At 54.3% G+C, this 12,845-nt stretch carries 15 protein-coding genes; 7 read left to right on the top strand and 8 right to left on the bottom strand.

From position 1 onward, the window contains the following. Positions 1-38 precede the first annotated feature (38 nt). Entirely contained in the window at positions 39-1,181 is a 1,143-nt protein-coding gene (gene blaACT, locus ACWHWP_RS02270) for an ACT family cephalosporin-hydrolyzing class C beta-lactamase (protein ID WP_447854985.1), read from the top strand. A 138-nt stretch (positions 1,182-1,319) separates the two neighbouring features. Beyond that, complete coding sequence (locus ACWHWP_RS02265) at positions 1,320-1,850, top strand: lipocalin family protein (RefSeq protein ID WP_059311846.1); 531 nt, start codon at positions 1,320-1,322, stop codon at positions 1,848-1,850. Here ACWHWP_RS02265 and sugE read toward each other — a convergent pair. Next, the gene (gene sugE / locus ACWHWP_RS02260) at positions 1,847-2,164 is read right to left on the bottom strand and encodes a quaternary ammonium compound efflux SMR transporter SugE (protein WP_047346106.1); all 318 of its coding nucleotides are present in this window, start codon (positions 2,162-2,164) and stop codon (positions 1,847-1,849) included. The two genes, ACWHWP_RS02265 and sugE, sit on opposite strands and share 4 nt — an antisense overlap. 261 nt (positions 2,165-2,425) lie before the next feature. Between sugE and ACWHWP_RS02255 the strand changes: the two genes are divergently transcribed. Beyond that, positions 2,426-3,025 carry a helix-turn-helix transcriptional regulator gene (locus tag ACWHWP_RS02255; RefSeq protein WP_447854984.1) on the top strand — a complete coding sequence of 200 codons (600 nt, stop codon included), beginning with the start codon at positions 2,426-2,428 and terminating at the stop codon, positions 3,023-3,025. 38 nt (positions 3,026-3,063) lie between these two features. On the opposite strand, the gene ecnB is transcribed toward ACWHWP_RS02255, so the two are convergent. From ecnB to efp, 3 genes are all read right to left on the bottom strand, one after another. Continuing rightward, the gene (ecnB, locus tag ACWHWP_RS02250) at positions 3,064-3,210 is read right to left on the bottom strand and encodes a lipoprotein toxin entericidin B (protein WP_047346104.1); all 147 of its coding nucleotides are present in this window, start codon (positions 3,208-3,210) and stop codon (positions 3,064-3,066) included. A gap of 108 nt (positions 3,211-3,318) precedes the next feature. After that, positions 3,319-3,450 (bottom strand): entericidin A/B family lipoprotein, encoded by a 132-nt coding sequence (locus tag ACWHWP_RS02245; RefSeq protein WP_047346103.1) that lies wholly within the window; start codon positions 3,448-3,450, stop codon positions 3,319-3,321. Positions 3,451-3,498: 48 nt separating this feature from the next. Then, positions 3,499-4,065 carry an elongation factor P gene (gene efp, locus ACWHWP_RS02240; protein WP_010427766.1) on the bottom strand — a complete coding sequence of 189 codons (567 nt, stop codon included), beginning with the start codon at positions 4,063-4,065 and terminating at the stop codon, positions 3,499-3,501. 40 nt (positions 4,066-4,105) lie between these two features. On the opposite strand from efp, the gene epmB reads away from it, so the two are divergent. Next, positions 4,106-5,134, top strand: a complete 1,029-nt coding sequence (gene epmB / locus ACWHWP_RS02235) for an EF-P beta-lysylation protein EpmB (RefSeq protein WP_059311844.1) — start codon at positions 4,106-4,108, stop codon at positions 5,132-5,134. A 65-nt stretch (positions 5,135-5,199) separates the two neighbouring features. Here epmB and ACWHWP_RS02230 read toward each other — a convergent pair whose 3' ends face one another. From ACWHWP_RS02230 to ACWHWP_RS02220, 3 genes are all read right to left on the bottom strand, one after another. Then, the gene (locus tag ACWHWP_RS02230) at positions 5,200-5,553 is read right to left on the bottom strand and encodes a DUF4156 domain-containing protein (RefSeq protein WP_047346101.1); all 354 of its coding nucleotides are present in this window, start codon (positions 5,551-5,553) and stop codon (positions 5,200-5,202) included. 134 nt (positions 5,554-5,687) lie between these two features. Further along, entirely contained in the window at positions 5,688-7,331 is a 1,644-nt protein-coding gene (groL, locus tag ACWHWP_RS02225) for a chaperonin GroEL (protein WP_029742112.1), read from the bottom strand. A gap of 31 nt (positions 7,332-7,362) precedes the next feature. Beyond that, on the bottom strand, positions 7,363-7,656 hold the full coding sequence (locus ACWHWP_RS02220) for a co-chaperone GroES (protein WP_003855929.1): 294 nt from the start codon (positions 7,654-7,656) through the stop codon (positions 7,363-7,365). 179 nt (positions 7,657-7,835) lie between these two features. Here ACWHWP_RS02220 and yjeH point away from each other — a divergent pair, with 179 nt between their 5' ends. Continuing rightward, entirely contained in the window at positions 7,836-9,074 is a 1,239-nt protein-coding gene (gene yjeH / locus ACWHWP_RS02215) for an L-methionine/branched-chain amino acid transporter (protein WP_447854983.1), read from the top strand. 33 nt (positions 9,075-9,107) lie between these two features. Here the strand turns inward: yjeH and ACWHWP_RS02210 are convergent, their stop codons facing one another. Beyond that, positions 9,108-9,572 carry an FxsA family protein gene (locus ACWHWP_RS02210; protein ID WP_025758222.1) on the bottom strand — a complete coding sequence of 155 codons (465 nt, stop codon included), beginning with the start codon at positions 9,570-9,572 and terminating at the stop codon, positions 9,108-9,110. 335 nt (positions 9,573-9,907) lie between these two features. Here ACWHWP_RS02210 and aspA point away from each other — a divergent pair, with 335 nt between their 5' ends. Together aspA and ACWHWP_RS02200 are read left to right on the top strand one after the other, a co-directional pair. Next, positions 9,908-11,344: an aspartate ammonia-lyase gene (gene aspA, locus ACWHWP_RS02205; protein WP_003855923.1), complete on the top strand. Its 1,437-nt coding sequence runs from the start codon at positions 9,908-9,910 to the stop codon at positions 11,342-11,344. Positions 11,345-11,459: 115 nt separating this feature from the next. After that, complete coding sequence (locus tag ACWHWP_RS02200; RefSeq protein WP_024907357.1) at positions 11,460-12,761, top strand: anaerobic C4-dicarboxylate transporter; 1,302 nt, start codon at positions 11,460-11,462, stop codon at positions 12,759-12,761. Positions 12,762-12,845: the final 84 nt, after the last annotated feature.

Raw genomic sequence — 12,845 nt, 5'->3', positions numbered from 1 at the left:
CGGACACTCCCTTGAACCGCTATTACGGAAGATAACTGATGATGAAAAAATCCCTTTGCTGCGCCCTGCTGCTCAGCGCCTCCTGCTCAGTATTTGCTGCTTCAATGTCAGAAAAACAGCTGGCTGAGGTGGTGGAACGTACCGTTACGCCGCTGATGAAAGCGCAGGCCATCCCGGGTATGGCGGTGGCGGTAATTTATCAGGGCCAGCCGCACTACTTTACCTTCGGTAAGGCTGATGTCGCGGCGGGCAAACCCGTCACCCCGCAAACCTTGTTCGAGCTGGGCTCTATAAGTAAAACCTTCACCGGCGTGCTGGGTGGGGATGCTATTGCTCGCGGTGAGATATCGCTGGGCGATCCGGTGACAAAGTACTGGCCTGAGCTGACGGGCAAGCAGTGGCAGGGAATTCGCATGCTGGACCTGGCAACCTATACCGCAGGCGGTCTGCCGCTGCAGGTACCGGATGAGGTCACTGATAACGCCTCTCTGCTGCGCTTTTATCAACGCTGGCAGCCGCAGTGGCAGCCGGGCACCACGCGTCTTTATGCGAATTCCAGCATCGGTCTTTTTGGCGCCCTCGCGGTTAAACCCTCCGGCATGAGCTTTGAAGAGGCCATGACGAAGCGGGTCTTTAAGCCGCTCAAGCTAGACCATACATGGATAAACGTTCCGAAAGCGGAAGACGCACATTACGCCTGGGGATACCGTGACGGTAACGCAGTACGCGTGTCGCCGGGGATGCTGGACGCTGAAGCCTATGGCGTCAAAACCAACGTGAAGGATATGGCGAGCTGGGTGATGGTCAACATGGCCCCCGACTCCCTTCAGGATACCTCGCTCAAGCAAGGCATTGCCCTGGCGCAGTCTCGCTACTGGCGCGTGGGTGCCATGTATCAAGGGTTAGGCTGGGAAATGCTTAACTGGCCGGTCGATGCCAAAACCGTGGTCGGGGGCAGCGACAATAAGGTGGCGCTGGCGCCGTTGCCCGTGGCAGAGGTGAATCCACCGGTTCCCCCGGTCAATGCGTCCTGGGTCCACAAAACAGGCTCTACTGGCGGGTTTGGCAACTACGTAGCATTTATTCCTGAAAAGCAGATCGGTATTGTGATGCTCGCGAATAAAAGCTATCCGAACCCGGCGCGAGTTGAGGCGGCATACCGTATTTTGAGCGCGCTGTAGTAAACATTGCCGGGTGGCAGCTTCGCCTTACCCGGCCTACAAAATCCACGATGTGCCCCCCCGGCGAAACACACCGCACGTTCCCCACTTTTTCCTTGCCGTCATCTACACTTAACAAAAAACAGTAAGGAAACTCCTATGCGCATTCTGCCTGTTATCGCCGCGGTGACAGCCGCGTTTTTAGTGGTTGCCTGCAGTTCCCCTACTCCACCACCTGGCGTTACCGTCGTCACGCCTTTCGATGCACAACGCTTCCTCGGAACATGGTATGAAATCGCGCGCCTCGACCACCGGTTTGAGCAGGGCTTAGAGAAGGTCACTGCACATTACAGCCCGATGGATGATGGCGGTATTCAGGTGATCAACCGGGGATATAATCCCGACAGAGAGATGTGGCAACAGTCGGTTGGGAAGGCCTACTTCACCGGCGACCCGCGACGGGCCGCGCTCAAAGTCTCTTTCTTTGGCCCGTTTTATGGCGGCTACAACGTGATCGCACTCGACAGAGAGTACCGTCACGCGCTGGTCTGCGGACCGGATCGCGACTACCTGTGGATACTCTCCCGCACGCCAACTATTTCGTCAGAAATGAAACAGCAGATGCTGGACGTCGCGACCCGGCAAGGGTTTGATGTGTCAAAACTCATCTGGGTAGAACAACCCCATTAGTGGGTGCTGAGCTTCAGCCCAATGATTCCGGCCACAATCAGCGCGAGGCTGGCGATACGCGCCAGACTCGCGGACTCTCCCAGCAGCAGAATGCCCGTGATGGCAGCCCCCACCGCACCAATGCCCGTCCAGACGGCATAAGCCGTTCCGACAGGCAGAGATCGCATCGCCCATGACAACAGAACAATACTCACTATCATCGCGGTGACGGTAATGACGCTGGGGGTCAGGCGGGTAAAGCCGTGGGTGTATTTGAGACCAATCGCCCAAACGACTTCGAGCAGGCCGGCAATAAAAAGAACGATCCAGGACATTTCAGGCTCCTTAACTTAATACAAGTTGGGGCCGTCCCCGGTGAAAGAAATGCTTACGGGTCGTCCCGTAAGGCAGAGATTACGCCCTATATTGTGGTTAACGTGCGATTTTTTTTCAATCCCTTTCTGCTGAACACGTTAAGGCAAGAAATAGCCTAAGTATGGCGCGTAGTTCCGGCATTTAGCACTCATCCGACTTCTCTATGATGATGTGCTTTCTGATGGCAGGAAGCCAAACCACCAGCCGACTGCGAATAAAATATGTTCAAAATTCTTTTGATTGACCGTTGTCACTTCACCCGCACGGGATTTGAAGCATGGCTCAATCATTCCGGTTTGTTCCCGGGACACTACGTTGTGACCGGGCTGAATAATCTGTTCCTTGCCAGAGAGCATATTCTGCAATGGAAACCCACGCTGGTTATCGCTGACCTGTACGGCTTCAGGCAGGATATCCACCATTTTCAGCAGCTCTCTTCCTTGCTTAACGCCAGTGAACGATTGCCGTTTATTTTACTGCAGTCGGGAGAGGACAGCGGCATGACGGACTGGCTCGGGCAGTTCCCGGTTTGGTCGTCGTTACTGAAAAACGCCACTCTTGAAGAAGTGGCCACGGCGATCAACGACGCTTTACTCTCGCGCGCAGGCGCCGACAGGCCAACGGTGGCCGCCCCGTTGCTGACCCGACAGGAAGAGAAAGTACTGACATTGTGGATGGATGGCGCGAGCAATCAGAAGATTGCTGCTCACCTGAGTATCAATGGAAAAACGGTCTATACCTATAAGCGCAATATCCGCATGAAACTGCATATGGATACGCGTTTCTCCCCGTTTTTATCCCTGCAGGAAGTCGAGAATTGACGGTACGGTGAAAGTGTAGTGCCGTACCGTCCATACTTTTAGTTCTGGGCTTTCGTTGCTGCACCAGAAATAGCATTACCACCGTCGGAGATATCTTCCCCTACGCCGCGGGTGGTATTACATGCAGTCAACACTGTGGAAAGTACGAGGACAGAAAAGATCGCTGCAATTGTTTTCTTAACCATAATATCTTCCTTTTATAGCCAAAGTTGTTTTGTGTATAGCAACTTAAGAATAGACAAGATCCCGTCGTTTGACGGAAAAGGAAGCATTTTTAGGAAAATTAGACGGTGTTAGCTGGCAGCGTGAGAAATGATATGGCCGAGATCCTGGATATCTTCACCCACGCCGCGCGCGGTGTTACACCCGGAAAGCATTGCGCTGGAGAGCGCTAACAGAAGCAGAATTTTAACGGTACGTTTCATCATCCCTGCCTGCAAAAATCAGGCGCAGCGGGCGCTGCGCCCTGACTATTACTTCACGCGTGATACGTATTCGCCGGAGCGGGTATCCACTTTGATCACTTCGCCAGTCTGCACGAACAGTGGAACTTTAACCACTGCGCCGGTAGACAGTTTGGCAGGCTTACCGCCAGTACCTGCGGTGTCACCTTTCAGACCTGGATCGGTTTCAACGATTTCCAGCTCTACGAAGTTTGGTGGGGTCACAGCGATAGGCTGACCGTTCCACAGGGTCACGATGCACTCGGCCTGATCCAGCAGCCATTTAGCGCTATCACCTACCGCTTTCTCATCAGCAGACAGCTGTTCGAAAGTAGAGTTGTTCATGAAGTGATAGAACTCGCCGTCGTTGTACAGATAGGTCAGGTTCATATCAACAACATCAGCGCCTTCAGCGGAGTCGGTAGACTTGAAGGTTTTCTCAACACGGGTACCGGTCAGCAGGCGGCGCAGCTTAACGCGTGCGAATGCCTGGCCTTTACCTGGTTTAACGAATTCGCTGGCTTCAACCGCGTACGGTTCGCCGTCCATCATGATTTTAAGACCAGCACGAAAATCGTTGCTATAGTACGTTGCCATAAGGCCCTCTAAATTTGTTAACTGGTAGCTAAGCCACAAAATGGCGCATATTGTAACCCTAAACACCCCGTCCAGAGAAGATTGGTTATCGCAACTTGCCGATGTAATCACCAGTCCTGATGAATTGCTGCGTCTTTTAGACCTCGATCAGCACCCAGAGTTGCTTGCAGGCCGGGAGGCGAAGCGCCTCTTTGCCCTGCGTGTTCCCCGCGCGTTTGTTGCCAGAATGGAGAAAGGAAATCCTGACGATCCTTTATTAAAACAAACGCTTACTTCGCAGGATGAGTTCATTACTGCGCCGGGATATAGCACCGATCCTCTTGAAGAGCAGAACAGCGTGGTGCCGGGTTTACTGCACAAGTATCTCAACCGAGCCCTGCTGCTGGTAAAAGGCGGCTGTGCGGTAAATTGTCGTTATTGCTTCCGTCGGCACTTCCCGTATGCCGAAAACCAGGGGAATAAACGCAACTGGCAGGTCGCGCTGGACTATATCGTCGCCCATCCGGAGCTGGATGAGATTATTTTTTCCGGCGGCGACCCGCTGATGGCGAAAGATCACGAGCTGGACTGGCTGCTGACTCAGCTTGAAGCCATCCCGCACATTAAGCGTCTGCGCATTCATAGCCGTTTGCCGATTGTTATTCCGGCGCGTATCACTGACGGCCTGGTGTCGCGCCTGGAGCAGTCTCGACTGCAGGTGCTGCTGGTGAACCACATTAACCATGCGAACGAAATTGGCGATGATTTTCGCGCGGCAATGGCGCGTTTGCGTAAAGCGGGCGTGACGCTGCTGAACCAGAGCGTGCTGCTGCGTGGCGTAAACGATAGCGCCCGCGTGCTGGCTGACCTGAGCAATGCGCTATTTGATGCGGGCGTGATGCCCTATTACCTGCACGTGCTGGATCGCGTTCAGGGCGCGGCCCATTTCATGGTGACGGATGAAGAAGCCCGGCAGATCGTGCGCGAACTGCTAACGCTGGTTTCAGGCTATATGGTGCCGAAGCTGGCACGTGAGATTGGCGGTGAGCCGAGCAAGACGCCGCTGGATTTGCAGCTGCGGCAGTGCTAGAAGGCAGGTGGCGCTACGCTTACCTGCCCTACGGGGTCCGGGCGCAGCGCCATCAGCAAATTAACTCAGTTCGGGCACTTATAGACCTGGCCGTTCATCTGGCTGGCCGTCGGCACGAAGCTGGACAGCATCCCCTGCGTTGGGCTGCTCACGCCGTAAATTACGTTACCGCCCATTGCCGCAGCCTGGTTACGCAGGGCATTCGCCGCACCGCGCATAGAGCCACCTTCTTCGCCATGCTGACCCGACATCCAGTTACTTTGCTCACCGGAGGCCGTGCCTAACAGCTGGCATTCGCTGCCCGGCTTATCTTCCACAAAGCGAACACCCTGGCCCGCTGCCGACAGCTCATTGCTGGAGCTACAACCCGCCAGCAGCAATGCTGCTCCTACGATCCCTGCACAGACTTTTACGCGCATGTTATTCCTCGTTTTCAATAAGCTGGACAGTAGTTGTCCGTGTGTAAATCTTATACCTAAAAGATGACCAAAAGAAAAACCCCCGAGCATTTCTGCCCGGGGGTTTTTCACATTCTAAGCGGTAAAGCGCACGATTACATCATGCCGCCCATACCACCCATGCCGCCCATGCCAGCAGCACCTAAGTCAGGCGCGTCGCCTTTAGGCAGGTCGGTTACCATGCACTCGGTAGTGATCATCAGGCCCGCTACAGATGCCGCGTACTGCAGAGCAGAACGGGTTACTTTAGTTGGGTCCAGGATACCGAAGTCGATCATGTTGCCGTATTCTTCCGTTGCCGCGTTGTAACCGTAGTTACCTTCGCCCGCTTTCACGTTGTTGGTCACAACAGATGGCTCTTCACCGGCGTTGGATACGATCTGACGCAGAGGTGCTTCCATTGCGCGCAGCGCAACTTTGATACCCACGTTCTGATCTTCGTTCTGCGCGGTCAGGCCAGCCAGCTTAGCGGCAACACGCACCAGCGCAACACCACCACCAGCAACCACGCCTTCTTCTACCGCAGCACGGGTCGCGTGCAGGGCATCGTCAACGCGTGCTTTTTTCTCTTTCATTTCAACTTCAGTCGCAGCACCGACTTTGATTACCGCAACGCCGCCTGCCAGTTTCGCTACGCGCTCCTGCAGTTTTTCACGGTCGTAATCAGAAGTTGCTTCTTCGATCTGCTTACGGATCTGACCAACGCGGCCCTGAATAGCGGCTTCTTCACCCACGCCATCGATGATGGTGGTGGTGTCTTTGTTGATCACAACGCGTTTCGCCTGGCCCAGGTCTTCCAGGGTCGCTTTTTCCAGCTCCATACCGATCTCTTCAGAGATGACGGTACCGCCAGTCAGGGTAGCGATATCCTGCAGCATTGCTTTACGGCGATCGCCGAAGCCAGGTGCTTTAACCGCAGCCACTTTCACGATGCCGCGCATGGTGTTAACCACCAGCGTTGCCAGCGCTTCGCCTTCAACGTCTTCAGCGATGATAACCAGCGGTTTGCCTGCTTTTGCAACGGCTTCCAGAACTGGCAGCATTTCGCGGATGTTGGAGATTTTCTTGTCAGCCAGCAGGATGAACGGGCTTTCCAGCTCAACAGCGCCAGTTTCTGGCTTGTTGATGAAGTATGGGGACAGGTAACCGCGGTCGAACTGCATACCTTCAACTACGTCCAGTTCGTCTTCCAGACCGGTACCGTCTTCAACGGTGATCACGCCTTCTTTACCGACTTTGTCCATCGCTTCCGCGATCAGTTTACCTACGGTTTCGTCGGAGTTAGCGGAGATAGTACCAACCTGAGCAATCGCTTTAGAGTCAGAGCACGGTACGGACAGCGCTTTCAGTTCTTCAACAGCGGCAGTGACAGCTTTGTCGATACCACGTTTCAGATCCATTGGGTTCATGCCCGCAGCAACGGCTTTCAGACCTTCGGTGATGATCGCCTGCGCCAGTACGGTCGCGGTGGTGGTACCGTCGCCTGCAGCGTCGTTCGCTTTAGAGGCAACTTCTTTCACCATCTGCGCACCCATGTTTTCGAACTTGTCTTCCAGCTCGATTTCACGTGCTACAGAAACACCATCTTTGGTGATGGTTGGCGCGCCGAAGGATTTATCCAGCACTACGTTACGGCCTTTCGGGCCCAGGGTCACTTTAACTGCATCTGCCAGTACGTTTACGCCGCGGAGCATTTTTACACGAGCGTCGTTACCGAATTTTACGTCTTTAGCTGCCATGTTCTTATTTCCTCAAATTCTCGTGCGTAAATTACGCTTCAACAATTGCCAGAATGTCGCTCTCGGACATGATCAACACTTCTTCATTGTCGATCTTCTCGGATTTCACGCCGTAGCCATCGTTGAAAATTACGATGTCACCAACTTTAACGTCCAGTGGCTGCACAGTTCCGTTTTCCAGGATGCGGCCCTTACCGACAGCGATGATTTCGCCACGCGTTGATTTGGCTGCTGCAGAACCGGTCAGAACGATGCCGCCAGCAGACTTGGTTTCAACTTCTTTACGTTTGACGATCACACGATCATGTAACGGACGAATACTCATTGATAGCTCTCCTTTGAGAAAGTCATTATCAGTTATGGATGACGCCGGCCCGCAAGCGGTTTTCCGACTAGTGCCCTGAGAGATGGGGATAGCTTTTTACCCCTTCAAGGGGGAGTTGAAAAAAAAATTTGCGAAAGTGTTACCATCGCCTCTCTTTTGGTAGTGGCAGGGCGATGTCAATGAGTGGACTCAAGCAGGAGTTGGGGCTGGCGCAAGGCGTTGGCCTGCTCTCCACTTCCTTGTTAGGGACGGGCGTGTTTGCCGTACCCGCACTGGCGGCGCTGGTGGCAGGAAATAACAGCCTGTGGGCGTGGCCGGTGCTGATTGTGCTGGTTTTCCCGATAGCCATTGTGTTTGCCATCCTGGGACGGCATTTCCCCAGCGCGGGCGGCGTGGCGCATTTTGTCGGGCTGGCCTTTGGCCCGCGAATGGAGCGTGTGACCGGCTGGCTGTTTCTCTCCGTTATTCCGGTTGGTCTCCCTGCGGCGCTGCATATTGCGACCGGCTTTGGTCAGGCGCTGTTTGGCTGGCATGACGAGCAGCTGCTGCTGGCCGAACTGGGTACGCTGGCTATCGTCTGGTGGGTAGGCTCTCGCGGTGCCAGCTCGAGCGCGAATCTGCAAACGCTGGTTGCGGTAATGATTGTTGCCCTGATTGCCGTCATCTGGTGGGCGGGCGATATCGCGCTGAAAGACATTCCCTTCCCGGCGGTGACCGACGTCGACCATTCACAGCTTTTCGCCGCCCTCTCCGTCATGTTCTGGTGTTTTGTGGGCCTGGAAGCCTTTGCTCATCTGGCGTCGGAATTTAAGCAGCCTGAACGCGATTTCCCGCGCGCGCTGATGATTGGCCTGCTGCTGGCAGGTACGGTTTACTGGGCTTGTACCGTGCTGGTGTTACATTTTGACGCCTTCGGCGCGGATAAAGCTGCCGCCGCTTCGCTCCCCGGCATTGTGGTGCAGCTGTTTGGAGTGAAAGCGCTATGGATCGCCTGCGTCATCGGCTATCTGGCCTGCTTTGCCAGTCTGAATATTTATATCCAGAGCTTTGCCCGTCTGGCGTGGTCTCAGGCGCGCTATAGGCCTGAGAGCCGCCTTGCGCGCCTGTCTAAACGTCAGCTCCCCTTGAATGCCCTGAATGCCGTACTGGGCTGTTGCGTCCTGAGTTCGCTGTGTATCTACGCGCTGGATATCAATCTGGATGCGCTGATCGTCTACGCCAACGGCATTTTCATTATGATCTATCTGCTGTGTATGCTCGCGGGCTGCCGCCTGCTGAAAGGTCGCTATAAAGCTCTGGCGGTCGTTGGGGGCGTGCTTTGCCTGCTGTTGCTGGCAATGGTGGGATGGAAGAGTCTGTACGCTATTGTCATGCTGACAGGGTTGTGGCTGTTTTTACCGAAACAGCAGAATCCGTAGGCCCGGTAAGCGAAGCGCCACCGGGCAACAACATCACCGATCGTCTTTATGATCTAACCGGTCGTGCTGCTCATCCTTACGCTGATACTCCCCTTCAAACGTATCGCCTGGCCCGGTACTAAAACCACCGCCCGGCATACGGCTAAAGCGCAGATGCGGCAGCAGCTTCATGGTCAGGTGTTTTTGCACCGGCGGCAGAAGAAGCAGAAGGCCGAGGAAGTCGGTGAAGAAGCCCGGCAAAATCAGCAGCAGCCCCGCAATGATCAGCGAGACGCTTTTGATCATCTCTGCTGCCGGACTTTCGCCAGCAGCCATCTTCTGCTGCATTATCAGGAAATTTTTGAAACCCTGATTACGCACCAGCGACATGCCGATGACGGAGGTGAAAATCACCAGAATCAGCGTCAGCAGGACGCCCAGCACGTGGGCAACCTGGATGAAAATGGAAATCTCGATGTAAACATAGAGAAAGAAAGCAATAAACGGTATCCAGCGCACTGGCATCTCCTGTGTGGCAGGTGCCCTCGGGCCCCTGTCTGAATGTGTTCGCGACGCGCGTTTGTATGAGATGGTGACGGTTAGCGAAAATTCAATCAGTTTGCACGGATATTTTTTTTGGAAATATTAAAGCGGTGACTCATTTCACAGATTAATAATTATCATGGAATCGGGTCGATAATAAGTGATCCAGCTTACGGCAATTCGCTATCATCAGCATATGATCTCGGGCATCTGGCTGATTGAGGGAATAATCGTCGGCCAGAAAATATTCAAAACCACATAAATACTGTGTGTTTAGTACAATCCATCGGCAGCTTGAAAAGAAGGTTCACATGTTAAACAACATTCGTATCGAAGAAGACTTGTTGGGTACCAGGGAAGTTCCAGCGGATGCCTACTACGGTGTCCACACTCTGAGAGCGATTGAAAACTTCTACATCAGCAACAGCAAAATCAGCGACATCCCTGAGTTTGTCCGTGGCATGGTGATGGTGAAGAAAGCCGCAGCACTGGCCAACAAAGAGCTGCAAACCATTCCTAAAAGCGCGGCAAATGCGATTATCGCAGCCTGCGATGAAGTGCTGAACAACGGCAAATGCATGGATCAGTTCCCGGTTGACGTCTATCAGGGCGGCGCGGGTACCTCCGTCAACATGAATACCAACGAAGTACTGGCAAACATCGGCCTGGAGCTGATGGGTCATCAGAAAGGTGAATACCAGTACCTGAACCCGAACGACCACGTGAACAAATGCCAGTCCACCAACGACGCCTACCCTACCGGTTTCCGTATCGCGGTGTATGCCTCCGTAGTGAAGCTGGTGGACGCGATCAACCAGCTGGGCGATGGCTTCCAGCGTAAAGCGGTTGAGTTCCAGGATATCCTGAAAATGGGCCGTACCCAGCTGCAGGACGCGGTGCCGATGACCCTCGGCCAGGAGTTCCACGCGTTTAACGTGCTGCTGAACGAAGAAACCAAAAACCTGCTGCGCACCTCCGAGCTGCTGCTGGAAGTGAACCTGGGCGCAACCGCCATCGGTACACGTCTGAACACCCCGGACGGCTATCAGCAGCTGGCGGTTCAGAAGCTGGCTGAAGTCTCTAACCTGCCGGTTGTGCCTGCAGAAGATCTGATTGAAGCCACCTCAGACTGCGGTGCCTACGTCATGGTACACAGCGCCCTGAAACGTCTGGCGGTGAAACTGTCCAAAATCTGTAACGACCTGCGCCTGCTCTCTTCCGGCCCGCGCGCTGGCCTGAATGAAATCAACCTGCCAGAGCTGCAGGCCGGTTCATCCATCATGCCGGCTAAAGTGAACCCGGTGGTGCCAGAAGTGGTGAATCAGGTTTGCTTCAAAGTCATCGGTAACGATACGACCGTGACCATGGCCTCTGAAGCTGGTCAGCTGCAGCTGAACGTGATGGAGCCCGTGATTGGCCAGGCCATGTTTGAATCCATCCACATCCTGACTAACGCCTGCTACAACCTGCTGGAAAAATGCATTAACGGCATCACAGCAAACAAAGAAGTCTGTGAGGGCTATGTCTATAACTCCATCGGGATCGTCACCTACCTCAACCCGTTCATCGGTCACCACAACGGTGACATCGTCGGTAAGATTTGTGCCGAAACCGGTAAGAGCGTACGTGAAGTGGTGCTGGAGCGCGGGCTGTTGACCGAAGCTGAGCTGGACGATATCTTCTCGGCCCAGAACCTGATGCACCCGGCATATAAAGCGAAACGATATACCGATGAAAGCGAACAGTAACCGTTCAGGCTAGGCTTCTTAAGGCACGTCACTTGTGACGTGCCTTTTTTCTTTTTAGGTGTTACCGAAATACAACAATTCAATATCAACTTGTTAATAAGCAAGGCAGGTCCTTATGTTTGGAGCAGAACTCGTCATCGTCTTGTTGGCGATTTATTTGGGAGCAAGACTCGGGGGTATCGGCATCGGTTTTGCCGGCGGTCTCGGGGTGCTCGTTCTTACCCTTATCTTTCAGATTAAACCCGGCGCAATCCCGTTTGACGTTATTGAAATCATCATGGCAGTTATTGCCGCTATCGCCGCCATGCAGGTGGCAGGCGGTATGGACTATCTGGTAAGCCTGGCGGAGCGTATGCTGCGCCGCCATCCAAAATACATTACCTTCCTTGCCCCGCTGGTGACCTGGTTTATGACCATTCTCGCCGGTACGGGTCACACCGCGTTCTCCACGCTACCGGTGATTACGGAAGTGGCGAAAGAACAGGGTATCCGTCCGTCTCGTCCGCTCTCTATCGCGGTGGTGGCGTCTCAGATTGCGATTACCGCCTCGCCGATTTCAGCCGCAGTGGTGTTCTTCGCCGGTATCCTTGAGCCAATGGGTGTGAGCTACCTGACGCTGCTGGCGATCTGTATTCCGGTCACGCTGATTGCGGTGATGATTACCGCCGTGCTGTGTAACTTCCTCGGTGCCGAGCTGAAAGACGATCCGGTCTATCAGGAACGCCTTGCCAAGGGTGAAGTGAGCCTGCGCGGCAGCCAGGTCTTCGAACTGAAGCCACACGCGAAACGCTCCGTGCTGCTGTTCCTGATTGGTATCGTCGCCGTCATGTTCTACGCGACCGCGATCAGCGATACCGTAGGTCTGATCCAGAACCCGGTACTGCCGCGTAACGAAGCGATTGTCGTGTTTATGCTGACTATCGCGACGCTGATTAGCATCACCTGTAAAATCGACACCAGTGAAGTGCTGAACGCCAGCACCTTCAAATCCGGCATGAGCGCCTGCGTGTGCGTACTCGGCGTGGCGTGGCTTGGTGATACCTTTGTAAAAGCGCACATTAGCGACATCCAGACCGTCGCCGGCGACCTGCTGCACAACTACCCGTGGCTGCTGGCGGTCGTGCTGTTCTTCGCTGCGACCCTGCTTTACTCTCAGGCGGCGACCACCAAAGCGCTGATGCCTGCGGCACTGATGCTGGGCGTAACGCCGTTAACCGCCATCGCCTCGTTTGCTGCCGTTTCTGCCCTGTTCGTATTGCCTACCTACCCAACCCTGCTGGCAGCGGTAGAGATGGATGACACCGGGTCAACCCGCATCGGTAAATACGTGTTTAACCATGCGTTCCTGATCCCGGGCGTGGTCGCCATTTCACTGTGCGTGATCCTCGGCTTTATCATTGGCGGCGTGGTGCTGTAAACCGTTAAGGGTTGTAAAAATAGTTAAAATCGGGCCGCTCTGCGGCCCGTTTCATTAATGACCCGTTGTCTTGCGTGATATAGT

Source organism: Enterobacter sp. WI-ESBL-E8 (assembly GCF_053364895.1).
The sequence above is the reverse complement of the archived record's forward strand: the minus strand, read 5'-3'. Positions and strand labels throughout refer to the sequence as shown.